At 53.6% G+C, this 24,796-nt stretch carries 22 protein-coding genes; 16 read left to right on the forward strand and 6 right to left on the reverse strand.

The features are described 5' to 3' along the window. Window positions 1-45 precede the first annotated feature (45 nt). Window positions 46-1,062: a ParB/RepB/Spo0J family partition protein gene (locus tag ACR0DT_RS21750; RefSeq protein ID WP_480712773.1), complete on the forward strand. Its 1,017-nt coding sequence runs from the start codon at window positions 46-48 to the stop codon at window positions 1,060-1,062. A gap of 31 nt (window positions 1,063-1,093) precedes the next feature. Here ACR0DT_RS21750 and ACR0DT_RS21755 read toward each other — a convergent pair whose 3' ends face one another. Continuing rightward, window positions 1,094-2,557 (reverse strand): glycosyltransferase family 39 protein, encoded by a 1,464-nt coding sequence (locus ACR0DT_RS21755; protein WP_480712774.1) that lies wholly within the window; start codon window positions 2,555-2,557, stop codon window positions 1,094-1,096. 463 nt (window positions 2,558-3,020) lie between these two features. Here ACR0DT_RS21755 and rfbC point away from each other — a divergent pair, with 463 nt between their 5' ends. Genes rfbC through rfbA form a run of 4 tightly spaced genes read left to right on the forward strand, consistent with a single transcriptional unit; the run spans window position 3,021 to window position 6,335 of the window. Beyond that, complete coding sequence (rfbC, locus tag ACR0DT_RS21760) at window positions 3,021-3,581, forward strand: dTDP-4-dehydrorhamnose 3,5-epimerase (protein WP_480712775.1); 561 nt, start codon at window positions 3,021-3,023, stop codon at window positions 3,579-3,581. Then, complete coding sequence (rfbB, locus tag ACR0DT_RS21765; protein ID WP_480712776.1) at window positions 3,578-4,618, forward strand: dTDP-glucose 4,6-dehydratase; 1,041 nt, start codon at window positions 3,578-3,580, stop codon at window positions 4,616-4,618. The genes rfbC and rfbB overlap by 4 nt, the downstream gene beginning before the upstream one ends. Next, a complete protein-coding gene (gene rfbD / locus ACR0DT_RS21770) occupies window positions 4,615-5,466 on the forward strand; it encodes a dTDP-4-dehydrorhamnose reductase (RefSeq protein WP_480712777.1) in 852 nt (283 codons plus the stop codon). The genes rfbB and rfbD overlap by 4 nt, the downstream gene beginning before the upstream one ends. Next, the gene (gene rfbA / locus ACR0DT_RS21775) at window positions 5,463-6,335 is read left to right on the forward strand and encodes a glucose-1-phosphate thymidylyltransferase RfbA (protein ID WP_480712778.1); all 873 of its coding nucleotides are present in this window, start codon (window positions 5,463-5,465) and stop codon (window positions 6,333-6,335) included. The genes rfbD and rfbA overlap by 4 nt, the downstream gene beginning before the upstream one ends. Before the next feature lie 345 nt (window positions 6,336-6,680). Here rfbA and ACR0DT_RS21780 read toward each other — a convergent pair whose 3' ends face one another. Further along, window positions 6,681-7,370: a DUF1194 domain-containing protein gene (locus tag ACR0DT_RS21780; RefSeq protein ID WP_480712779.1), complete on the reverse strand. Its 690-nt coding sequence runs from the start codon at window positions 7,368-7,370 to the stop codon at window positions 6,681-6,683. A 208-nt stretch (window positions 7,371-7,578) separates the two neighbouring features. Between ACR0DT_RS21780 and ACR0DT_RS21785 the strand changes: the two genes are divergently transcribed. The 6 genes from ACR0DT_RS21785 to ACR0DT_RS21810 are packed head-to-tail and all read left to right on the forward strand — an operon-like array spanning window position 7,579 to window position 12,779. Next, window positions 7,579-8,544, forward strand: coding sequence for an NAD-dependent epimerase/dehydratase family protein (locus ACR0DT_RS21785; protein WP_480712780.1), 966 nt, complete (start codon window positions 7,579-7,581; stop codon window positions 8,542-8,544). Further along, complete coding sequence (locus tag ACR0DT_RS21790) at window positions 8,541-9,389, forward strand: sugar phosphate isomerase/epimerase family protein (RefSeq protein ID WP_480712781.1); 849 nt, start codon at window positions 8,541-8,543, stop codon at window positions 9,387-9,389. The genes ACR0DT_RS21785 and ACR0DT_RS21790 overlap by 4 nt, the downstream gene beginning before the upstream one ends. Then, complete coding sequence (locus ACR0DT_RS21795) at window positions 9,386-10,372, forward strand: hypothetical protein (RefSeq protein WP_480712782.1); 987 nt, start codon at window positions 9,386-9,388, stop codon at window positions 10,370-10,372. Before ACR0DT_RS21790 ends, ACR0DT_RS21795 begins: the two co-directional genes overlap by 4 nt. Beyond that, window positions 10,365-11,225, forward strand: a complete 861-nt coding sequence (locus ACR0DT_RS21800) for a glycosyltransferase family 2 protein (protein ID WP_480712783.1) — start codon at window positions 10,365-10,367, stop codon at window positions 11,223-11,225. The genes ACR0DT_RS21795 and ACR0DT_RS21800 overlap by 8 nt, the downstream gene beginning before the upstream one ends. After that, the gene (locus ACR0DT_RS21805; protein WP_480712784.1) at window positions 11,212-12,348 is read left to right on the forward strand and encodes an FAD-dependent oxidoreductase; all 1,137 of its coding nucleotides are present in this window, start codon (window positions 11,212-11,214) and stop codon (window positions 12,346-12,348) included. Before ACR0DT_RS21800 ends, ACR0DT_RS21805 begins: the two co-directional genes overlap by 14 nt. Beyond that, complete coding sequence (locus ACR0DT_RS21810; RefSeq protein ID WP_480712785.1) at window positions 12,345-12,779, forward strand: GtrA family protein; 435 nt, start codon at window positions 12,345-12,347, stop codon at window positions 12,777-12,779. Before ACR0DT_RS21805 ends, ACR0DT_RS21810 begins: the two co-directional genes overlap by 4 nt. Before the next feature lie 35 nt (window positions 12,780-12,814). Here the strand turns inward: ACR0DT_RS21810 and ACR0DT_RS21815 are convergent, their stop codons facing one another. Next, window positions 12,815-14,155: a hypothetical protein gene (locus tag ACR0DT_RS21815; protein WP_480712786.1), complete on the reverse strand. Its 1,341-nt coding sequence runs from the start codon at window positions 14,153-14,155 to the stop codon at window positions 12,815-12,817. A 482-nt stretch (window positions 14,156-14,637) separates the two neighbouring features. On the opposite strand from ACR0DT_RS21815, the gene ACR0DT_RS21820 reads away from it, so the two are divergent. From ACR0DT_RS21820 to ACR0DT_RS21840, 5 genes are all read left to right on the forward strand, one after another. Further along, window positions 14,638-15,393 (forward strand): GDSL-type esterase/lipase family protein, encoded by a 756-nt coding sequence (locus ACR0DT_RS21820; RefSeq protein WP_480712787.1) that lies wholly within the window; start codon window positions 14,638-14,640, stop codon window positions 15,391-15,393. Window positions 15,394-15,763: 370 nt separating this feature from the next. Beyond that, window positions 15,764-17,113, forward strand: coding sequence for an MBOAT family O-acyltransferase (locus ACR0DT_RS21825; protein ID WP_480712788.1), 1,350 nt, complete (start codon window positions 15,764-15,766; stop codon window positions 17,111-17,113). A gap of 16 nt (window positions 17,114-17,129) precedes the next feature. Further along, window positions 17,130-18,242, forward strand: coding sequence for a hypothetical protein (locus ACR0DT_RS21830; protein WP_480712789.1), 1,113 nt, complete (start codon window positions 17,130-17,132; stop codon window positions 18,240-18,242). A gap of 216 nt (window positions 18,243-18,458) precedes the next feature. Continuing rightward, entirely contained in the window at window positions 18,459-19,430 is a 972-nt protein-coding gene (locus ACR0DT_RS21835; RefSeq protein WP_480712790.1) for a glycosyltransferase family 2 protein, read from the forward strand. 223 nt (window positions 19,431-19,653) lie between these two features. Next, window positions 19,654-21,636, forward strand: a complete 1,983-nt coding sequence (locus ACR0DT_RS21840; RefSeq protein WP_480712791.1) for a hypothetical protein — start codon at window positions 19,654-19,656, stop codon at window positions 21,634-21,636. Between the two features lie 73 nt (window positions 21,637-21,709). Here the strand turns inward: ACR0DT_RS21840 and ACR0DT_RS21845 are convergent, their stop codons facing one another. The 3 genes from ACR0DT_RS21845 to ACR0DT_RS21855 all read right to left on the reverse strand — a co-directional run. Then, window positions 21,710-23,032, reverse strand: a complete 1,323-nt coding sequence (locus tag ACR0DT_RS21845; protein ID WP_480712792.1) for a hypothetical protein — start codon at window positions 23,030-23,032, stop codon at window positions 21,710-21,712. Between the two features lie 14 nt (window positions 23,033-23,046). Further along, window positions 23,047-23,973 carry a class I SAM-dependent methyltransferase gene (locus tag ACR0DT_RS21850; protein ID WP_480712793.1) on the reverse strand — a complete coding sequence of 309 codons (927 nt, stop codon included), beginning with the start codon at window positions 23,971-23,973 and terminating at the stop codon, window positions 23,047-23,049. Between the two features lie 364 nt (window positions 23,974-24,337). After that, window positions 24,338-24,796 (reverse strand): hypothetical protein (locus ACR0DT_RS21855; RefSeq protein WP_480712794.1); only part of this gene is annotated, 459 nt, incomplete at its 5' end.

Below are 24,796 nucleotides of genomic sequence, written 5' to 3' on the forward strand. Positions count from 1 at the left end.
TCGCGCGCGAAACACATCTGAACTGCGCCGGAAAAGGAGAAAGTGATGGCAAAACGCAAACGACTGACCCCTGCCCGGCCGGATTATCTGGCGGATGCTCCCTCTGCCCCTGGGGTGAAAACCATGTTCCCCACGGAGACGCCACGATCCGCGCCCCCGGTTGCACAGGTGGCGGGTGCCACGGCTGCTCAGGCCGCGCTGGAAGAGCTGTCTGGCGAATTGCGCGCTGCCCGTGCCGAAGGTCGTCTGGTGCAGGATCTGCCCTTGGATGCCATCGAAGAGACGTATTTGGTGCGCGATCGGATGGCTGCGGATGATACGGAAATGGAAGCATTGAAGGAAAGCCTGAAGGCGCGCGGTCAACAAACACCCATTGAGGTCGTGGAACTGGACGCCGGGCGGTATGGCTTGATTTCCGGCTGGCGGCGCATGACCGCATTGCGGGCGCTGGCGGCGGAAACAGGTGAGGCACGAATTGCAACCGTCCGGGCGTTCCTCAGACAACCACAGAGCGCATCCGATGCCTATGTGGCCATGGTCGAAGAAAACGAGATCCGCGTCGGGCTGAGCTATTACGAACGCGCCCGGATCGTGGCGCGTGCGGTAGAGCAGGGGGTTTACCCAGATGAGGCTGCCGCCCTGCGTGGTCTGTTCGCTTCGGCCAGCCGGGCCAAGCGGTCAAAGATCGGGTCCTTCGTCACAATCTATCACGCGCTGGATGATCATTTGCGCTTTGCCTCGGCCATCCCCGAGCGGTTGGGGTTGTCAATTGCCGGAGCGTTGAAAGAGAATCCTAAAGCCAGTTCAAAACTCATCCGAGCCTTAGCGGATACCCCAGTCAGTACACCAGATGATGAGGGGCAGATCCTGACGCGTGCCGTGCATAATCTGGAACCGCAGGCACACAAAAAGCCGAAATCTGCGGCGCCGGAGGTGGAAAAAATCGGGGACATCCACCTGAAACAGAGTCGAAACGGCGCGCAGCTCACGCTGTCAGGCCAAGGTGTTTCCGAAGCGTTCCTTCTGGAACTGCGAGATTGGCTGAAAGCCTGGGGGAAGTAGTGTTTCGCGCGCGAAACAAAGCCGCTTCCGCTTACTTGCGCCGGTAGATAAGAACCTCGCCGTCTCCTAGCGTGCCGGCGAATTTACGCACGAACTCCAATTGTCCTTGCGCATCACGTTCCAGTTCCGGAATGGCGCGGAACATACGGTTCGGGAACAGAACGACCAGTGTCACAGGCCCCGGTTGGGCCATTGCATTGGAATACCCCTCAGGGTCGCCGATGGTTGTCCAATCCGCGTTGAAATGGATCTTGAAGATCGGGCCGCCGGGATTGATGGCATAGACCCGCTCTGCTGGGTCCCGTATGTCCTCGACAAGAGCATAAGCCCCGGCAAGGTCCTGTTTCGGCGCAACGTAGTTTCGCTGCACGAGAAGCACCGAAAGGATGATCATCGCCACGGTGCCTGCAGCGAAAAGTCCCGCCCTAAGGCCGGGTCGCCCGACCATCCGTGCAACAACATCGGCACCATACAAACAGCCGACAACGGTCAGAATGATGACAAGGCCGATATCGACAAAAAAGAACCTTGGCCAAATCCGCATCTCAAAGGACATGAGAATGCCAATCGTCACGGCGATGTGCATGACGACGGACGGAAAAAACAACGGCTGCGTGGCATGCGCCCTAATCGCGCCAAACATGAGGGCCACCAGTCCGCCAATGACAACAATCAAAGTCAGTGGCCCGGTGTTTCCGATTGCTGTTCGCAAACCTTCCACCACGGTCCAAAGCGGGTTTTGATATTCCTGCATCGGATCGACCGCAGATGTGGCTGAGATTTCGCCCATAGTGTCTGCGATGCTTGGGAAAATCGGCAGATATGCCAAAAGCACCAAAACCAGCGCAATCGCGACGCCGATCAGCGGTTGCAGCACCCAGGCACGTGTCAGGTCAGGTCTTCCAAACCCGGTTGCCAGGGACAGCAACCAGACGAACCCCAGAGCGACAAAGAAAAATGCGCCGGTCAGATGGGTGAAAACGGCTGCGGCGGCGGTCAAGCCGAAGGCAACCCAGATACCCATGGACGGGCGTTGCACACCCCGCAAAAAGAAAATGAGGCCAAGTGCGCTCCAGAACGCCAGTTCGGTATAGCCGCGGGCATTCTGCGAAAACCAGACCTGATGGTAAGACAGGGCCACGAGCAGGCCGGACACATGCGCGGCCGCGGTACCAGCAATCCCTCTTGCCAGCCACCAGGTCGTTCCGACGACACCAACGCCGAACAATACGGCCGGAAAGCGATAGGCCCAGGCTTCGTCTCCAAAAAACTGAGAGAACAGCTTGGCCTTCATGCTGAAAAAATAGTGATGGTTCATCGAGTATTCACGCATCATTTCGCCCCAGGGAAGGCGAACATGCGTGTCGACGGTCCAGATCTCATCGTACCACAGCGGCGCGTTCAGGCCGGCGATCCTCAGCACTGTTGCCAGAAAAAGGATGAGCGCCAGCACTGCCAGTTCATTGCGGCCCGGCGCGGTAGTGGAATGGTTCATCGGGCGGTCTCCGGGCACATCAGCGTCAATTCAGGATACCAATCAAAGTTCAGGTCTTGCATAGGCCGGGTGCGGCCAACCGCTGGTAATGTGCACGAATATCCCGGTTCCAGATATCTGCGCAGAACTGAATGCCGCAACCTTGGTTGTTTTGGACGAAAAGTATCGATCGATTGAGAACATTGTTAAAGTATTCCCCCGATTGTTGAGAAATTTGCGAATATTCCTTCCCGGCGGGTTGATTGTGATTTCGGGAATATTACTGACCAACAAGATGCCGCCTGCGCTGAAATCATCAATTGAATGGCTCGATAGTTCGGATGGGAGAGGTCGAGTCAACAATTTTCCGGTTTTCTCGCTGTCTCTTACACGGGTGCAACTACCTGTTTCATTGGGATTACATTCATGACAGCCATGTGTTCAATTGCTATGAAAACGTTGTGTGGAAATGGGTTTCGAGTACATGCAGATTGAAGAAACCGCCTTACCCGGTGTTTTGATCCTGACGCCAAAACGGTTTGGCGATGCGCGCGGGTTCTTTTCCGAGACCTGGAACCGGAGAACGTTGGACGATCACGGGATCGCCTTGGATTTCGTGCAGGACAATCATTCGGTATCTGCCAGTCTCGGTACGCTTCGCGGTCTGCATTTCCAGTCTCCACCCCATGCGCAGGACAAGCTTGTGCGCTGCGGGCAGGGGGCGCTGTTCGATGTGGTTGTCGATATCCGCAAGGGCTCACCCACATACGGGCAGTGGCTGGGCGTCGATCTGACGGCAGAGAATGGAAAACAGCTGTTGGTGCCCAAGGGGTTCTTGCACGGTTTCGTCACGCGGGTGCCGGATACCGAGATTTGCTACAAATGCACCGATTATTACGCGCCTGAATGCGACGGGGCGGTGCGCTGGGACAGTTGCGGCATAGATTGGGGGCTGACGGGCAATCCGGTCCTGTCCGCCAAGGACGCGGTAGCGCCCGCACTGACCGAGTTCGACAGCCCCTTTATCTGGGAGGGCAAGCCATGAAGTTGTTGGTGACAGGTGGCGCCGGCTTTATCGGTTCGGCCGTGGTGCGGCGAGCAATTGCGGACGGACATCAGGTGGTCAATCTGGATGCACTGACCTATGCGGCGTGTCTCGACAATGTAGCCCAAGTAGCAAATGACCCGAACTACACCTTTTTAGAGGCTGATATTCGGGATCGGACTGCCATGGATCGGGCGCTAGTCGAATATGCCCCGGACGCCATCATGCATCTGGCGGCAGAAAGCCATGTGGATCGCTCGATTGACGGACCCGGTGCTTTTATCGAAACCAACGTGACCGGTACTTACAATCTGCTGGAAGCAGCCAGAACGTACTGGGACGGGCAGGGGAGGCCGGACAGTTTCAGGTTCCACCACATCTCAACCGATGAGGTCTATGGCTCGCTGGGGCCAACCGGGCAGTTTACCGAAGAGACGCCTTATGATCCGCGCTCGCCCTATTCGGCCAGCAAGGCCGCCAGCGATCATCTGGTGCGCGCTTGGTGCGAAACATACGGTCTGCCGGTGGTGCTGACAAATTGCTCGAACAATTATGGGCCGTATCATTTCCCCGAAAAGCTGATCCCGGTCATCATTCTAAACGCTCTGGCGGGCAAGCCGCTGCCCGTTTATGGCGATGGGTCCAATGTTAGAGACTGGTTGTATGTGGAAGACCATGCTGAGGCGCTGCTGCTGGTGGTTCAGAAAGGCCGGATCGGGCGCAGCTATAACATCGGCGGTGAAAACGAATGCTCCAACTTGCAATTGGTGCAGATGCTGTGCGGTATTCTGGATCGTTTGCGCCCTGCGGCTACGCCTTACAGCGACCTGATTACCTTTGTTGCTGATCGTCCCGGTCATGATGCACGTTACGCTATCGACCCGACCCGTATCCGACAGGAGTTGGGCTGGCGGCCCTCTGTCAGCGTCGAAGAGGGGCTGGAGCGCACCGCTCAGTGGTACCTAGACAATGAAAGCTGGTGGCGCGCGCTGCAAAACCGTGACGGCGTTGGCAAGCGACTGGGTGTGAAGGCATGAGCATCCTTGTCTTTGGCCGTACCGGGCAGGTGGCACGGGAACTGGCAGCGCATGCAGGTGTGACATGCCTGGGCCGTTCCGGTGCGAACTTGGAACAGCCTGCCTCCTGTGCGGCGGCCATTCGTTCTGCAGCGCCACAGGCGGTGATCAATGCGGCGGCCTTTACGGCCGTTGACCGGGCCGAGGAAGAAGAGGCGCTTGCAACTGTTATCAACGCGGCGGCACCCGCTGCGATGGCGCAGGAATGTGCTGCATTGGGCATCCCTTTAGTCTCTATTTCGACGGATTACGTGTTTGATGGGTCAGGTGATGTTCCCTGGAAGCCCTCAGATCCGACCAGACCGCTGGGGGCGTATGGGCGCTCAAAACTGGCAGGGGAGCAGGGGATTGCTGCAGCGTGGGGCACCTATGGAATCTTACGCACCTCATGGGTGGTTTCGGCCCATGGAAACAACTTCGTCAAGACGATGCAGCGGCTGGGGGTCGAACGAGATCAGCTGTCCATCGTGGCCGATCAGATCGGCGGCCCGACCCCGGCGCGGGACATCGCGGCGGCTTGTCTGTCCATGGCGCAGCAACTGATCAAGGATGCGGGTAAAACGGGTATCTACCACTTTGCGGGCACACCGGATGTCAGTTGGGCCGAGTTTGCCCGTGCGATTTTTTCCGAATTAGAGACTGATTGTGATGTAACGGACATTCCGTCCAGCGAATATCCCACCCCCGCGAGACGGCCATTGAATTCCCGCCTTGATTGTTCCTCACTGGAAACAACTTTTGGCATTACACGTCCTGATTGGCGGCGGGGTTTAAGTGATATTCTGAGGGCTTTGGAAAACGCGTCATGAGTACACGTAAAGGCATCATACTTGCGGGAGGATCGGGCACCCGGCTTTATCCGATCACGATGGCCGTGTCGAAACAGCTGCTGCCGCTCTATGACAAGCCAATGATCTATTACCCGCTGTCGGTGCTGATGCTGGCCGGTATTCGGGACATCTGCGTGATCACCACGCCGCAGGACCAGGATCAGTTCAAGCGCACGCTGGGGGATGGCAGCCAATGGGGGGTCAACCTGACCTATGTGGTGCAGCCCAGTCCTGATGGATTGGCGCAGGCCTTTATCCTTGCCGAAGAGTTTCTGGCCGGTGCGCCTTCGGCGCTGGTTCTTGGGGACAACATCTTTTTTGGCCACGGTTTGCCTAAGCTGCTGGCTGCGGCGGATCAGCATGCCGAGGGCGGCACGGTGTTCGGCTATCACGTGGCCGATCCCCAGCGTTATGGCGTGGTCGCCTTTGATGCCGATGGTCGTGCGCGTGAAATCATCGAAAAGCCATCCGTTCCGCCTTCGAACTATGCAGTGACAGGCCTGTATTTTCTGGACAGCTCGGCGCCAGAGCGGGCCAGACAGGTCAAACCATCCTCGCGCGGTGAACTGGAAATCACCGACCTGTTGCAGATGTATCTGGAAAAAGGCCAACTTAGGGTGGAAACCATGGGGCGGGGCTATGCCTGGCTGGATACCGGCACCCATGCCAGCCTGCTGGATGCAGGCAATTTCGTGCGCACGCTGGAAGAACGGCAGGGATTGCAGACGGGGTGCCCGGAAGAGATCGCCTGGCAGCTGGGGTGGATCAGTGACGAGCAGTTGCGCCAGCGGGCGGAAATGTTCGCCAAGAACGAATACGGGGCCTATCTGGATGGATTGTTGGAATAATAAGTCTGACAATCGCTGCGAAGTTTATCTGGCAAGCTCCCCCAGTAGATCTGTTGCCGGGTTTTCGGCAATGTCGATGTGTTCGTAGTATGGCAGCTAATCCGCGCTGTTTCCGCGGGAAAATCAATTAATCCTGATAAGGGATACTTATCGGATATAAGTGATAGAAAAACTGTCCCTTATGGTGCTGTGCAAAATTTAAAGCATATGAGTATAATGGGCTTTAACCTATTTTTGTAAAAAGATTTTAAAACCAAATCAGCGCATCATTACATCTTCGAGCAGGCCGTACTGGCTGGGGCAGGCCTGGTTGATTTTTGGCCCGTTTCTGCCGTTGTCACGTGCCTACTGCACTTCGCGAATACTGGATGTTAGCAATTCTTTGGCTGCGGCTTCGAGTTCGAAGGCGTCTGTTACGGGGACCAGAAAGGAATTTTTGCCGACAATGACATTCTCTTCGTAATACGCGTCGAGGTTCGTGCCCGCCCAAGGGGATCGTATCATCAGTGGCATAGCGACAATTTCAACGCCTTTTTGCAAGGCAGCATTACGTGCCTTTTCCAGATCTGGATCGTCTTTGTTTTCAACCGCACCGACGAGCGCGATCACTTTCCTCTGTCCGTGGTACCGATTGCTTTCCAACAAACTTAGAGAATTCAATATTGCGGCAGACAGCGAAGCACCCTGCCCCGATGAAAGTGGAGCGTCATCGAGACTTTCGATTGCAGCCTCAAGATCATCAGCATCTGTTGCCTCAATCCAGGGGATGATTTCCCGATGACTGCCCGGCCCGGCCCATTCAAAATAGGTGACTGCTATTCTGCCAAATGGGCCTGAGTGAATTGCGTCTTCAACATCTGCTGACTTCAACGCATCCGAAAAGCCGTTTCGCTGTAACCACAGCTCATTTAAATCGACACTCCATGAGGCGTTTATGGCCAGCACAATTTCGGTGTCGACGTCCACGCTGCCGACCGTGCTTTCGGATGCCAATGCGTCGCTGTCCAGATTGGCTGCGTGCAATGCACCAAACATGCCTGGCGAGAAAAAGAAAATCTGGCAGGCCAGAAAAAGAGACCGCCAGCGGTAAAGGTTTTCATTAGGTTTTATCACACCCTATGATAACACTGTGGTGTGTTTCTGTGGAACGTTTCTTTACGGGTGCATTGCTGCCCGACGCCTATTTACGAGCTTTTTGATGCGTTAATGTTACTAGTTGTGGAATAGTGCCAGGATGAAAGGATTGCGAGCAGCCGATCGCCTTGGCCTGGTAGGCCATACGGGTTTTGTAGGGGGAAACCTCCTGTCTCAGTGCAGTTTCTCACACTGCTATAATTCTTCTGATATTCGAACAATCGCTGACCAAGAATTTGATGCCCTCATCTGCGCGGGCGCCCCTGCTACGATGTGGATGGCAAATAACGATCCAGCCAGAGATGCCGCTAATCTAAATTTCCTGATTGAGAACATTACGAGGGCAAAGCCAAAAACTGTCATCTTGATTTCAACAGTTGCCGTTTTCGATGATGTTGCCGCTGGCTACACGGAAAGCTCAGCTCGGTATGAGACCGACAAGGCGTATGGCCGAAATCGGCGCAATCTTGAGGTTGGCTTGCTCGGGGCATTTCCCGATGTCCGCATAATCCGCTTGCCGGCCTTGTTCGGCCGGGGGTTGAAAAAGAACTTCATTTTTGACCTGCTCAATCCGGCGCCGTCCTTTCTGAAAGCGGATAAATTCGAAAGCCTCCGACAGGTATTAAAACCGTCCGAACTGTCGGCAATAGCCGAGGCCTATGTGTTTGACGACGAGGTTGGCATGTGGCGGCTGCGGCGATCCGAAATCGCAGCTACCCCTTTGCTGAGCGAGCTCGAGGCAGCTTTTGAGCGGGTGGGAATTGCCGCCCGGGATTTCACCAACTCAGACAGCCGATATCAGTTTTACAATGTAGAACGTCTGGCAGACGACATCGAGGTATGTCTGGAGCAGGGTATCCAATCCCTCAACATTTGTTCCGAATCCATGAGCGCCCGGGAAATTCACCAGGACCTGATAGGTTATTCTTACGAGAACGATGGTCCTGCACGCGTCACAGAAGATGTCAGAACAGAACACTCTGCGGTGTTCGGAGGCAAAGGACCATATCTTTATGACAAAGAGAGCGTGTTGAAGGACCTCAGAGCTTTTTTCCTGCAGGAGTCGGCACAATGAAGCTCGGGATCTCGAATATTGCCTGGCTCCCGGAAGAACTGACTGAAGTTTTGCCGCTCATGGAAGACATGTCCGCCACCGGACTTGAAGTGGCCCCGGGGCTTGCGTTTCCGGGTGAGGCCGATCCGTTTAAGCCGACCGCGGGTGCAATTCGCCTTTTCAGGGATCAGTTGGCTGCGCATAATGTCGAGCTTATCTCAATGCAGGCGCTGCTTTTTGGCGTGGAAAACGCACAATTGTTCGGCACGCCGTCGGAAAGAGAGAATTTTGTCCGAGGCATCAAACGTGCAATTGGTCTGGCCGATGTTTTGGGGGTTGGCAACCTGGTTATGGGATCGCCCAATGCGCGTGCCATTCCGGATGAGATGGATCGTGAGGCAGCTGTGGCAGAAGCGATTGAAATATTTCGCAGATTGGGGGATGCAGCGGCGGCGTCGGGTGCGAAAATTGCGATGGAGCCCAACCCTGCGGAATATGGCACTAATTTCCTTAATACATTGAACGAGGTTACCGCATTTACCGCATTGGTAGATCATCCGGCGATTACGATAAATTTGGATCTTGGCGCTCTGCAAATGAATGGTGAGATCCGTGACTTTCTTGATCGGACACATGTTAAGGCGTCCTGTATTTCACATGCCCACATCAGCGAACCCAGATTGGCCCCTGCGCCGGAAGATGCGACGTTGCTGACTGAGATTTCAGCCAAACTTATGCGACAAGGATACCAGGGCTGGTTCTCGATTGAGATGCGCCGCGTTGAAAGTTTGAGAATGCAAACGATTGCGTCGTCTCTTGCGGCGGCGGCGGGCGCGTTGGCACAGGCGAAGGCATCAGTCGCATGACAGAAACCCCGCAACGCAGTGATTTTCTGGCATCGTTCTGTCTGGTTCAAGAAGGGGGCGTGGCTGAAGAATTCTCAAAGATTGTCGAACTGGCGACCAGGATGCAGTCACAGCTGCAATACTGGGAGATCGTTTATGTCGTCGGTGAGCGTATGCGCCACAGCGTCGACGCCCTTGGCAGCCAGATCTCGGCAATCAAGAACCTGCGCATCATCATCGTCAACAATGCGGTCGGTTCGTATCGACGGCGTGTCGTATGCGCGTCCGAGGCAATTGGTGATGTTGTCGTTGTTTCGTCGTTCGAAGATCTGGATTATCTCGACCTTTGTGACCTGGCATCAAAGGCGTACAAGCAGGACGAGATAATCATGGGCAGGTCGGCGCGCAGGCGCACGGCGTTGCCGCTGTTCCATCTCACGCTTGCGGCCATGTCGAGCTATAAGGTCAACAGCCACGACATGAAGACGGTCGCATTGCCGCGTGCGCGGTTGGAAAACATACTCGCACGGCCGACGGCCACGCTTGATTTGCGCTTCGAGCCAAAGGCGGCGGGGCGCAATTATCAGCGAGAGATTTGCGACACGACACGCGGCCATTTCCACTCTGCCAGATTTTCCGAACGTTTCGCTCTGGCAACCGAATTGGTCGCCAGTTCGGCACCGCGTTTTCTGAAGGGGTTTGCCGCGCTTTCCATGTGTGTCCTGGTGGGCGCAATTGCATATGGCATTTACGTTGTGGGGGCTTTGATTTTTCTGGAGACATTGCAGGAAGGCTGGTTCTCGACAAATTTTGTACAGGCAGGCGCGGTCGCTTTCATTGCCCTCGGTCTTGCAATCCTGTCTCTGGGGTTGGCTGAAATCTACGAAACAATGAACGGCCGTGAGAAGTGGACCATCACTGATGAGATCGCAAACATCACCTATTTCGATCAGGCCAGTGATTTCAATGTCGAGCACCGGACAGGACACCGCCTAAATGAGTGACGGGATGATCGAGGCATTCAAAACGCGGGGGTGGAGCGTTCCGGATTTTCGCACCGATGTTTTGGCAGAGCGCCGAAAGCCGTGGGTGATTGTTATTCCAGTCATCAATGAAGGTGAGCGCATACGCAAACAACTGTCTGAAATGAAAGCGTCAGGCTGTTGTGATATGGCCGATGTCGTCATCGTGGATGGGGGGTCAAGCGATGGTTCGCTGGCGCTCGAATTCCTGCGTGACGTGGGTGTACGGGCGTTGTTGACCAAAACCGGGCCCGGAAAACTATCCGCGCAGCTTCGTTGCGCTTATGCCTGGTCACTGCTGGAGAACTATCAGGGCATCGTCACCATCGATGGCAATGGCAAAGACGAAATTGCGGCCATTCCCAAATTCATATCAGCCCTCGAAGACGGTTTCGGTTATGCTCAGGCCTCGCGGTTCATTGCGGGCGGCGCCGGTATCAACACGCCCTTGATGCGCACGCTTGGGATACGGCTTGTGCATGCTCCGCTGCAGAGCCTGGCGGCGCGGCACTGGTTCACCGACACGACACAGGGGTTTCGGGCCTATTCGCGCGCATTCCTCCTGGATGCTGGCACGCAGCCTTTTCGCGATGTGTTCATGAAGTATGAACTGCTTGCTTACCTCACGGCGCGCGCCAGCCAATTGGGTTACCGGGTCTGTGAAATTCCAACGCGCAGAACATACCCTAAAAAGGGCAAAACGCCGACAAAGATCCACGGCATCCGGCCTCTTGTTGAAATCGTGGTTGTGGCGTTGAAGGTTCTGGCAGGCCAGTACGCGCCACGCACGGAAAACCCGGAAAAACGGCGCGGTCAGGCCAATGACAACGCCTGAATACGATATCGCGATTATAGGCGGTGGGTTTTTCGGATGCTGTCTGGCCCTATACCTGAAGACTGTCGCCGATAAGATCGTTGTGCTTGAAAGCGAAGAGGCGCTGATGCTGCGCGCGTCGCGCATCAATCAGGCTCGTGTACATACCGGATTTCACTATCCGCGCAGCTTTGTCACAGCCATGCGTTCACGTTCATTGCAAAGCCAGTTCGTGAAAGATTTCGAGGCGGCCATCCTCGATGATTTCGACATGCTCTATGCGATTGCACGCCGCCGTTCCAAGGTCTCAGCCAACCGTTTTCTTCGGATGTTTCAGTCCCTCAACGCGCCCATTGCACCTGCTGCGCGTGGGCACACGGCGTTGTTTAACCCGGACCTGATCGAGGAAGTATTTCAATGCAAGGAATTTGCCTTCGACTGGAAGAAGTTGCGCGACCTGCTCAGTCAGAAATTGGAGCGGAGCAAGATCGATCTACGCCTTCAATGCACGGCAGAGCGTGTCGTACAAGCCCCGGGGAAACTGACGCTTGAACTTTCAGGCGGTTCGTCTGTTAGCGCAGGCACCGTGCTCAATGTGACGTATTCCAATATCAATGGGATACTCTTGAACAGCGGGCTGGAGCTTTTGAAGCTTAAACATGAGCTCACTGAAATCGCCTTGGTCGAACCACCGGATGAGCTTCACGGCCTTGCGGTCACTGTCATGGACGGCCCTTTCTTTTCCACGATGCCTTACCCTTCCGAGGGTTTGTATTCCCTCACTCATGTTCGTTACACGCCCCATTTCAGTTGGGTGGACGAGCCGAACGGGTTACCCGCATATGCAACTGCGCAGAAACTGCCAAAAGAAACGCGCTGGAGGCACATGATGCTTGATTCACAGCGCTACGTCCCGGCGTTGTCAAAGCTTCGCTTTGCGAAATCACTGTTCGAAGTGAAAACTGTATTGCCAAAGAACGAGCGTGACGATGGAAGACCGATTGTACTTCATCGACATACCGACGTGCCGGGTCTGTATTCGATAATGGGAGCAAAGATCGACAATGTTTATGACCTCTTTGAGGTGATCGGATTGATGAATGATGCCTGGAGAGATGCTGACGGCAGGCATCTGTTCGGATGAAACGAGGGGCGTATGACACCAGCCAGCGCTCTCAGCTTGGCAAGGGGTTGCGCTATACCGTTGTTGTTGTTGCGGGTCTTGCGGTCGATTTGTCGATAGCAATGACGTTGCGCGTGGGATTGGGCACCTCTCTTGTTCTGGGTGGGGTAACGGGTTTCCTGGTCGCAGTTGCCTTCAATTACGTTCTGTTCGAGGCTTGGGTGTTTCGGCGTGAACACTTTTCCATTTCTTTGAAACGGCTGGCTCTGACATATGTGAGTGCGACCGGAGCTCTGGGTCTGAGGTTTGTATTGATTGTGGTCCTAAACACCTTGCCCGGCGAAGGTGCCTTTGCCGATTTCCTTCGGCTCGGCGCGGCCGCTGTGATTACCTTTGCGGTGAACTTCCTGGTGCTTCGGCACATTTTCAAGCCGCCGACCGGTTCGGGCTAATTAGGCGCGCCAAATGTACCCGGTAGCTGCTTGTTTCAATTCTGCAGAGTGCGCCGTGAGCGGTCGCTCAGCACCCAGAGAAATGCAAGACCGATCCAGCATGTCACGGATGCCGACACCAGATAGTAGCGAAAGCTCAGCGCCTGCGCGAGCAAGAGCTGTGGCAACATGAATCCGATCACCGTCAGTATCGCCACAACCACAAAAAGCCGATGCTCTTTTCGAAGGGCAAATACCACGGCGCCAACCAACAACAAAAGCGCCAGATACGGATACATCTTTGTCAACTTGATCCGGCTCCCCCAATGGCCATAACTCAGGATTGCACGCGAGACCGCCGGAAGATCCAGCGTTGCAGCGTAACCCTTGTTCTGTAAAAGCCAGGGACCTTCCCGGAGAAATACAAATTGCTGATCAATGTGCGATGCGCGCAGCGTCATGAGCGCAAGACGTACGCGTTCGCGTATGAAAGCCCCGGGTTTTTCAGCAACGGTAAGCTTCCAGCAATCCATGACGGCGGTATGCTGTTGTTCGGACAGGAACAGAGGCGGGCGCAGCCCTTCTCCTTTTCGCCACAGCAGAGTTCCGATGTGCGGATGCGCATAATACTCGTCCAGCACGTCTTCGGGTGTTTTTGCTCCGCCGCGCACAAGCTCGGGGCTCAGGCATGTTGTTTCCCCGGTTTTATGCAGTGCAGCCACTCCGTTGAGCGTCGAGACATATAGCGTAGAACTGCGACTGGGATTGCCCGCAACAGCATTCGCTGCAGCCAGAACCCCCCACACTGAAATGACAACCGCTACTGCCGATAGAAAGTTTCGGAGCAGCGACCATCCCGGAAAGTTCCACATGAAATACAGCATGACTAGACCAGCGTGACCGGGGTTCAGCGCCTGGCTGTGCAGCGCGGCGCAAACAAGACAAAGCCAGGCGATCGCGGCGCGTGTTTTCGAATGTCCCGTCATGCCGATCGCGAATGCGAGACCCAGAAATGCGGCCTCGATGGTATTCGTCCTTAGCAATGGTGCGTGATACAACACAGCCGGAGACAGAACTAGCAGTGTAGCGCCTATTCGCACAATCAGCGGTGCGCGGCTAAAAACAACAACAGCCGCCCCTGCAAAAAAGACAACAACCTTTAAAACAAAAACTGGTGCCGGATACGATGTTCCGAATGTCACCGCCCAGGCAAACATACCTGCAGGTGCCGGTTGATGTCCCCGGAAAGACCCCAATGCGGCCTCTTTCAATACTATGTCGTAATCCCAGCCTATGGATCCGGGCCAAAAAGAGGCAAGAACCACGAGCGCAGCAGCGATGATGGTGAATCCAAGAACCAACTGGATTACGGTGTGTGTGTTAAATTGCGAAAACAATCTCTTTTGCCACAAAACCACTAACCGCCTCGATACTAAAATCCGGGTTCAACTATATCCGCAGTCAGAGCAATTCTGGCAAGCCCGGTAGCTTGTTTCAAGCTAAGGACCGTCGAAAGATCGCGGCGAACCCAATTGAGTATAAGCGCTAAGATTTTGAAATAATGAAAAAACTTCAATCGTTGCCACGAAATTTCCACCGTGCTCTTCGTATTTTTAAGTCAGATCAGCGGCCCAAAAACAGTGTTATTTCATCAATATTCGATACAATTGCCACTGCATTGTTAAGCTGCGCTGTCAACGGATCATTGATTGTCACACAGACGTCAGAGGCACCACAACAGTTCGCAAAACGAGCATAGTGATCTGTTGGGCCTCTCCTTCTATGCTGTCTGCAAAGAAATTTGCGATAGAACCCGAAAGACGGGTTGTAAATGAGTGTTAGGGTAATGTGAGCGATGTTTAGTCCGGCGAAATCTGGCATGAGATACGTCAAGCCATTGCTTCTGATATTGGCGATATGTGTTTTGGGGTTGCTGTCTCCGGGTGTATCTTCGGCTACCCAGAATGAGTGTGCGGCAACGACCATAATGCCGGTCGGAGATTCCCGCGTGGTAGGGGATCGCCCTCGTTTTGAAAGTTACCGGCATGAGCTTTGGTCACTGCTTGTAACCCAGGGCGTCGCCTTTGATTTCGTCGGGCCCTTCGTGGACGCAGCGAACTATCCTAAGGTGAAAAAATATCCATTTGATCGCGATCACGCAGGTGCCATCGGGTATTCAACGACGGATTTACTTGCCAATCTGGATGATTTTCTCAGGCGGACGGGCCCACCCGATATCGTATTGCTTGGGATCGGCGGAAACGACCTGATCGAGACCAATGAACCCACCGAAAAAATCGTTGGAAACATTGGCGAGGTAATCAAAAAATTCCGGGCGGTTAATCCACAGGTTGTAATTTTCTTGGAGCAGATCGCACCCGGTCATAGCCGCGTCATGGACGCCAATCTGCAGAGCCGGGTATCATCCATGAACAAGGGGATTGCCTCTCTGGCCAAAAAGACTTCAAATCCTGAGTCTCGGATCATCGTGGTCGATATGTCGAAGGCTTGGTCTGATCGGTTCATGGCGGATGACGTGCACTACAATAATCGTGGGTCAAAAAATGTAGCTGGGCGTTACTTTGAAGCGCTGATGGAACTGCCTGAATTGAAGATGGACCGCAGGTGTGAGTGACGCAAATTATTAATCATGCCACATAGCCACCGTCCTAAGCGGTACCGGGTACTTGCATATGATCCGGATTGGTTTCGGACCAAGGTTGTAAAAGACCAGACATTAACGCGGTCCCGCAACCGCTATGAGTCGCCATGAAACAATCAGCCCAACCTGACTGAACTAATCCTCACGGCGAAACATTTTTCGCGGCTATGTTTCCAATCCGATCACTGGTCTCGAAGCTTAACTTCACAAGGCAGAGCTCAATGGGTACCAATAGTATGCGGCGTTTTGTTCTGGTTCTTCATCAATGGTTTTCAACTCATACTTATTTGCAGCCTTTTTTCTTATCGTTTTCGTTTGCTACCAGCTGAATTTCGAGTGGCGGTTGAAGAAGGTCTTTCTGCTGGTGATGAGCTGGCTTTTTTATGCCGCCTGGAACCTACCCTATCTGCTGATAATCATTTTCTCGACTTGCGTGGATTTCTACGCGGCAAAGCGGATCTACCGCGCAGACTCCTCAAGCGGAAAAAAATTCTGGTTGTTTGTCAGTTTGGTGGGGAACCTTGGGGTGCTCAGCTATTTCAAATATGGTGAGTTCCTGCTGACGAGCGCAACGGATTTGCTTGGGCAATTTGGTATCGTGTATGAGCCGATGCCCTGGAGTGTTTTGTTGCCGATTGGAATTTCCTTTTACACCTTCCAAACCCTGACCTATTCCCTTGACGTCTATAAAGGACGCATGCGCCCTGACGCGGGGTTTCTGGATTTCGCTCTTTTTGTTGCCTTCTTCCCGCAACTGGTTGCCGGCCCAATCGTCAGAGCCCGCCGCTTCATGCCTCAGTTGAAAGTAAAGCCCAAGGTCAGTGCCGATCAGTTGGGTTGGGCCCTGGTTTTGTTTGTCATCGGGTTGTTCGAAAAGGTCGTTTTGGCAGATGGGCTGTTCGCCCCTGTCGTCAATGTGGTTTACGAACATGAACATAACGAAATACTGCCAGCATATATGGTTATCCTGGCCAATTTCGCATTCATGGGCCAGATATTCAGTGACTTTGCCGGATACTCGTTGATGGCGATTGGTGTTGCGCTGTCTCTTGGGTTCGTGTTGCCAGAAAATTTCAGAGCACCATTTTCGGCCATCGGGTATGCCGATCTGTGGCATCGGTGGCATATATCCATGTCGACATGGTTTAGGGATTATCTTTACGCAAGCATCCGGTCGACGCGCAGCCGCACAATCTACAACACCATGTATGCGCAGTTGCTTACGATGACGATCATTGGCCTGTGGCACGGGGCGAACTGGACGTTTGTCGTTTGGGGGGTGTTCAATGGCCTGGTGTTGGTGACCGAACTGAGTTTGCGTCACAAGCTCGGGCACTGGCCCGTCTGGCAAACCACTGCGGCAAAGATTTCATTTTGGGCACTGACAATGCTGTTGTTTTCACAGTCAGCAATGTTGTTCCGGGCCGAAAACCTGACGCAGAGTAGCTCGATGTTCACGTCATTGTTTGCCTCCGGTTCCAGCGACCGTGTGGTGCCAAAACTCGAAGTTGCGATTGTTTTGCTCAGCCTGTTGGGGCTGTTTGCTGCACATTGGCAATTGCGCCATCGGCCGCTTCGGGAAGTTGTCGACGCATTGCCATTGCCCATTGTCACGGCTCTTGGAACTTTGGCCATACTCTCGATCGCGGTGATCGGCAGCAGTTCCGATGCGTTCATCTATTTTCAGTTTTAGGGATTGAGGGGACAGTATGGAGCAAAAGACGCTAGATGCAGTTGCCACAGAAAAGACGCCTGCAATCAAGACCAGAAACGGGTCCCTCTACCTGGTTTCAATCTTCACGTCTCTGGTGCTGGCAATACTTCTCCTTGGGGCCCTCGAGCTTCACATTCGCAGCGAAGGCGGCATACCCAGTGTTGATTATTCGGCGGAACGCTGGGCGCTCGTACGGTCCGAAATGGAAGCAGATACCAATGCTGACTCGATTGCCTTGCTTGGCGCATCCCGCATGCAGTCGAATGTATCACTTTCAACGCTGTCCGAGGCGCTTGGAGGTGTTCAGATTCACCAATTGGCTGTAGCAGGTGCCGCACCCTATTCGGCCTTTGAGGACCTAGCGCAGAATTCCCAATTCAAAGGCTTGGTCGTGTTGTCGATCATCCCGTCATTGATGATGCCCGGCCCCGCCCGAGAGGAGCAAATGCCCAATGTCGACTACTACAACCGGCATTGGAACAAAGCCCGATACATCGACACCTGGCTGGGGGATCAGGTGACATCGCGATTGGCTCTGGGCGATCATCACTATCGCGCCATCGGGCTGTTGCGAAACCTGTTAAAGCACGGGAATTTTGCTGGCCCGCCGGATTATGTAACCACGGATATAAATCGGGAAACGACTATGCGGTTCGAGAACGTCAATGTCCCGGCACTCAGAAAATCCCGCGTCGATTCCATGGTCAGAATGATGGCCGCGCAAACGCACCTGGACCCTGATGCGTGGCGGGCGTTCATTGCCGAAGACTTTGGTCGCCTCGTCTCAAGGATCGAAGATCGCGGAGGTCGCGTCATTGTTGTTTATATGCCTGTGAGCGAAGACATGCTTCAGCTTGAAACGGCCGCTCTTCCGCGCGAGGTTTATTGGGACGTGATTGCAGAACTGACCGATGCTGAAACGATCCACTTTCTGGACGACCCGGGAATGTCGGGATTTGAGATTCCTGACGCGTCTCATCTGGATCATTCGGACAAAGTGGAGTTCACTCTAATGCTTGCCGAAGCTTTGAGGCACAGGGATGTATTAGAGATAGCAGACGGCCCCTCAACTCTCGGGGCTCAGGGCCTGGTGCAGAACAGTGAATGAAAGCGACCTCAGGGGGGGACGAGAACAGTTCAGCCAAAGATAGTGTTCAGCTTCGTTCCCGCCCGGCGTTTGCTTGAACAGCCCCACCAAGTTCTTCCCTAAGGTGTCATTCAGCTGGGCAACAAGACGATCATTTGTTGCAATTGGGTTGGATATGAGGCGGCAGTTATTCAAAAATGAGTAATATTAGGTAGGTGGTATTAGAAGGTAAGCATTATGGTCGAAACACGCCCCACTATCTCACACCCAAGGCTCTCGGTTGTGATCCCGTGCTACAATGAGATTGAATCTCTGTCGACATTGTACACACGCGTGACCGGAGTTTGTGAGGCTGGGGTTGGAGATGACTATGAGATTTGCCTTGTTGATGACGGCTCAAGCGACGGTACGGGAGAGAAAATCAGAGACCTTGCGAAAGATGATCAGCATGTGGTGGGCATATTACTGTCGCGCAATCACGGGCACCAACTCGCTCTTTCCGCCGGTCTGAGCGTATGCCGGGGTGAGCTGATCTTTGTTCTTGATGCGGATCTGCAGGATCCGCCAGAACTGCTGCCTGATATGATCAAGATGATCGAGCTGGGCGCTGATGTGGTTTATGGCCGTCGTTCACAGCGCATGGGGGAAACGGCCTTCAAAAAGCTCTCAGCGCATATGTTCTATCGGCTTATCAACCGGTTTGTTGATATTTCTATTCCGCAAGACACCGGCGATTTCCGCCTCATGACGCGACCGGTGGTTGATGCACTGAACGGAATGCCTGAGCACAACAGGTTCATCCGGGGAATGGTCAGCTGGCTGGGGTTCAAGCAAGTGCCCATCGAATACGTCCGTGATAAACGCTTTGCCGGGTCCACTAAATATCCGTTGCGAAAAATGATTGCCTTCGCAATAGATGCTATAACCGGTTTCTCTACTGCTCCGCTGCGCATGTCGATCTACATTGGGTTCTTGTGCGCGATGATTGGCGTCCTGTTTTTTGCATACACGGCCTACAGCTATTTTTCCGGTATCGCGCTTCAGGGTTGGACGACGTTGATGTCGGTGGTTTTGATTCTCGGCAGCGGTCAGTTGATCGTTTTGGGGGTAATAGGGGAGTATTTGGGTAGACTGTTTATGGAATCCAAACGACGTCCCTTGTTTATTATCCAGGAGATTGTCTCAGGCGGAGAAGACGAGAAAGGATAGGTGTGAGCAATCAGTCTGGTGAGTTCGAGTGATCCACAAAACCCCGATAAATACACAGTTAAAATATGTTTGTAGTTAAGAACCCTGATCAACGCGCAGAGCGTGCATTTCTGATTTGTTCTGGGGTCTTTCTTTTCACGCCCGTTGTTCCATCGGTGCTTAAACCCAGGGTTTCTGGCGACTGGCGGTACATCTTTGGTGCGCCCGCAGGAGAGGTTTTGTTATGAGTTCTCGTTATTTGGCATATGGCCTGACAGTGCTTTCGCTTGCAGGGTTTATTTTCGCCTTTTTGTATGGCCCCGTTATTGGCGAAAGCGCGCTTGGTTTCTCACCTCTTTCTGAAGACGGGTTATCACGTGTTGCCGCCGATCCGTTTTTCTTCGCACTGGCCTCTCCTGTGCTCACGATTTGCGCGGTGTTATGGCTGTTTGGCCCCGGTACAGTTGCCTATATCGGCGCAAGGCGATCGGAAATGATCCTGGATGTTGTCCTCGGTGGTGTCGGGGTGGGCCTTATCGCGATGCCCGTACTAGCGCTGTTGCTCGAGGCTGTCATTCCCGGGCCGCTTACGCCATTTCACGCCCTTGCTGGCGGCGGCATATTGTTGCTGCTGGGCCTGGTATTGCTCAGCCGACAAGAAACCCGTGAAATTAGTTTAAAAGGCGGCGGAGTCATTGTTGCAGCCATCGCCCTCATTTGGGTGCTTGCTGCCATTCTGGCCCCCAAGATATATTTCGAATCGTTTAACGACGATGGGGCGCAAGCTCTGGAAAGCACCATCCGGATTATCCGTGAGGGCACTCCGTTCTGGCCGCCCGGCTCTTACGGATTGAATAGTTATCCTGCTGCAGACACGATTATGAATTATGTCCCGTCGACATGGTTCGCTCTTGTGTTGGGCGAAGCCGAGCCTGCGGTACGCCTTGTTGGCCCCGTCGGAACCGGCATTCTGCTTTTAGGCATCTGCCGCCTAAGCCTAGTGATCCGCAAGCAGCGCAGCCTGTCCATCGTCGATCTTGCATTGGTTGCCTCTACGCTGGTCGTCTTTGCCGTTTCCCTCAGCTATTCAGCCAGCTACGAGCAATACGCTGATATGGCGATGCCTTATGCGCGCGAAGTTCTATTCTGTGCGATGTTTATGGCGGCCTTCGGCTACATCGTCTCGGGGCACTTTGCGGAAGCTACGGTCTTTTCGGTTCTGTCCGTCTTTGCATTGCCCACGGGTGGTGCTCTTATTCTATTTTTTGCGGGTCTGATGTTCTTGTTTGCAGGACAAGGGAGGCGCGTGTTTTTGATAAAAGTCGCTGCGGTTACACTCGCGGCAGTTCTGCTTGTACAGGTCTGGATTGCGCTTTTGCACTCATTGGGCTGGCCGCTTCCCGGACATGAGTTTGAGGTCGTAAGCCGCGCCCCGGGCCGCTTTCGTTTTATGTCCCTCGTCGATTTTGAGCGCTTGCCATATCTCCTGCTACCCGCAGCGATCGTTCCGGTCTTGGCGGCGCCGATACTATTGGTTCGCGGCCCAGCGATCGTGAAAATCCTGGTGTTTGTCGGGCTGTGTTATGGGGGCTTCTTTTATACGCAGGGCTTCCGCTCTCTTTTGCATCATATGGTCCCAGCTTGTGCAATTCTTCTGGCAGCGTATTGCGCCGGGCTGGGCCGCGGGATGGTGCCTCGATACGCTTGGGGGGCAGGCGTTATCGTGGCGCTTTTCTTTGTTCGTCCTGCGGTGTGGGAACTTGAGCATGGGCCTCAGAGGCAGGCAGTTGCGATCTGGATGCACGAAGACCTGCGGGATGACTATAGCACCCAGGCGGTTTTGAACCTGAACACCGCGCTCCGGGAATTTCTGCCGCCTTTGGATTACTTGGAGCGGTTTGATCGGAATGTGACCGGCAATGACGCTTTTGTCGCCAATGTTTATGTGCGGCGCGATTGGGCAGACAGATCGACTGCTGCGCTTATCATATGCCCTGCCGGACTATGTGAAGAAGAGCCGATAAAAAGTTTTGGGGATCTGACAGTCCATGTCACATCCGGCGATGCCCTTGTCGCAGCTGTTGAGCCACCGGCTACTACGTATCGCTTGTCGCGCATGCTCTGGTTCGCTCCGGAGAAAGCGTTCAGAAACCATTTTGCAATTCGCGAACAATCGGACCGGCTGATCGACTCCAAAGCGCTTTTGCTGTCTCTGGTTGGGCGGTAATCTACCAGAGGACAGGTTTTGGTAAAAAACTCTTTCAGTCTGCGGGCGCGAGATGGGGCGCTGAAATGTCATCTTATTGTACAGCCTGTTCCGCGAGATAGGTGCCGACTTCTTGCAGTGAGAATTCGAATGCTGCGAAGTTGTTAAGGCCGAGCAATACACTCGCAAGGACCGCAGCAGCCAGCACCGCTGTACGGGCCTTCGTCAATGCGCCCATGGCGGCAAGAAGAATGACCCCGGGCATATAGTTCATCGAGTAAAGAAACGTTTCATCACCCCAAAAAGAATGAAAGAGACATTGCAGGGCGATGAAGGCCAATATGGCCTGTCCCATAAGGCGCGAAGTCGTTTTCCCACGCCAGGCGGTCCAGATGCCCCAAACAAGCAGAGGAAGCGCCGCTGCGAGACCGACGAGGCCGGTCCACCGCATCTTCCAAAACGAAGCCCCCTGGAAACTGAAATATCGTTCGATCAGGCCGTTATCGTAGATGTGCATCTTAAATTCAGGAAATGGCGCGGCAAAGCTGTAAATGAAAAAGGCACGCAGCTTTTCGGGAATACCAAGCGCAGAGTCATGGAACATGTATGTCATTTCCAGACCGACATTTGGAACAAAAAAGAGCGTTCTGACGATAAGCATCTTTTGCACAGCGAAAATCAGCGTGACGATCAGAAGCGCGTCGAACGTAATACGCAGAAAGCGCCGGTAGTTGTTGCCTGCCATCGTCACGAACCAACCAGCCATCCAGTTTGTGGTTGTCATTGAAAGCGACAGTGCACTTGCAACCGACTGCATGAATTGGGGCAGCTTGCCTTTGTGGATCTGTGTGCCCAATGCCAATGTCAGCATTACGGTGAGAGAGGCTGTGCTGTAGACTTCGACGATTGGCATCCAGAAAATGGCGCTTGCCGTTGCGTTTCCGAATACAGTGAAAATAACTGCATCAACGCGTTGTAAAGTTAGCCCGCGAAGAGCCGCATACAGCGCCATGGACCACATCAGATTTACGGCGACCAGATATATTGTCATCGCGGTGCGCTCAGAAAACCCGGCGATCAGCATCAATTTGGTCGGCGGATACATGATGATTGATGCAAGCGGATGTACCTGGGTCCTGAAATGATCACCGCCAAGGCTGATCATCGTGCTCTTGACCCTCAGGATGTCGGAATTGAACCAGGGCCAAAGGTTCAGTTCAATATCGAGCATCGTATCGGGCACGCGTTCAGCGAGTGAAAATGTTACGGCAGCAGTACAAGCCCCGATCGCCAAGGCGATGAGTATGTCCAGCCTGACTGCAATCAGCCATGCTGTGAAGGTGCGGATTGTTTGACCAATATTTTTAAGTATCGAAGGAAGATCTGTCCAAAATTCGGAAAAAAACTGGCGTAGCAAAACGATGCTCCAAATTAAAAATACTTCTTCAGTCTGCGGGCACGCTTCATGTTGGATGGCAGGGACAGGATTGCTCTGACGAGCTTAGCCACGGATTTCATTCCTGGAATTGCCTTGAGGGATGACAGGCCTTTGGAGGTCTGCAGCAACTGCTCGTAGGATTGATTGTCCGCGTGTCGGAAATCTTTTGTGTGCAAATCTGTGCCGTCGTTTTCGGTGGGGGTGGACACAACCGCGGTTGCCTTCCTGTTCACTTCGAATACGACGAAGGATTCAAAAAAACTGATCCCCCAGACCCGGTTTTCAGAATTAGATGACATCAGCCGGGAAAAGCGGTGATTGATACGATCAACCATCTTGGTGGCGTATTTGATGAAGGAGCGATGTTTGAAACCAAAGCCTTCCATATACGAGGTGTGCGTATCTTCGACCACAAGCAACCCGCCATCCTTGATGTGCGGAAGCATGCATTCGGTGGTGATGATCTGTTGTTCGTAGGTATGGCCGCCATCATCCAGAACGATGTCGATGTCGCCGACTTCTTTCACAATCTTTTCCAGAAATTCGGGATCGCTCTGGCTGCCGATGAAAATTTCGAAACCTTCTTCTTCCCACCGTTTCGCATCGGGGTTCAGTTCGACCCCGATGATACGCGCCTCGGGGCCAAAGAATTCCCTCCACATGAACAGAGAGCCACCGCTCAGCACTCCGATTTCGATGAAAGTGATTTTCTTTCCCACATATGACGCAAAAAGCCGGTCATACACATCAAAATAAGTCGAATGCTTGCTGCTTTTGTACGGGCTATTCATATACGCTTGGTAGCTTCTGGAACTCGTCATAACTTTCTCAGGCTTCATTTCTAGTATCCCGTAAATTTCATGCGAGGTTGGCCCGCTGGAATGTTGAACTGAATTTTTAATCTCTGATTTGCAGTCCAATATTTATCACGTTGTGAATATGGATAGTTGGTCTTTCGCTAAAACCGAACTGTTTTTCGATCGTATCAAAGGATGGTTGCGCGGTGCCTTCATCAATCATCAGTGCTTCAAAATCCTGTCCCGGTCTGTTGGATGTCCGGAATTCCGGGTGCAGAAAAAGTCACTCTGGCTCAATGCGGCAAAGGCTGACGCGGCTTACGTGATCAGCCTTTGTGATGAATGAAAACCGAACTCCGAAACGTATGCTTTCAAACTGCCACGTTTCGCTACGTGTTTGGATAGAAAAGGCCCGGGCGAGGTTCAAATCCTGAATCCCGCCCGGGCCGCTATGATCAATCGCTCACTTTTTCAGCGATTATTGCCGTTAGGCGAACAAATCAGAGTAGTGATCCCACAGGCCTTGGAAATTAAACTCCGGCTCGTCATCCTGGCGATCTTCCCTGTCATTGCTGCGCCGATTTTCATACCGACTGAACCAACGTCCGCCCCAGCCATCATCGTCGTTGAGGTTATTATAGCGCCATGATGGTTGCCTGACTTCGGATCCAAGGAAATCCAGATCGGTTGCGGCCAACTCGTCGGTGGCTTCGTCCACACGGATTTCACTCTGATCCTCGCCGTCTTCTTCTGTTGCGAAGATGATCTGGTCGTCCTCTTCGTCTTCTTCTGCGCCGAGGTCGATCTGTTCCTCGCCCTCGTCTTCTTCTGCTGCGCCGAGGTCGATCTGTTCCTCGCCCTCGTCGGCTTCACCGGCGTCAGGGGTGTTCGCGCCGGTATCCGGCTGAGTGGAGCCTGTGTCGGGTTGAGTGGAGCCTGTGTCGGG

It is taken from the genome of Ruegeria sp. BI11 (genome assembly GCF_056538005.1).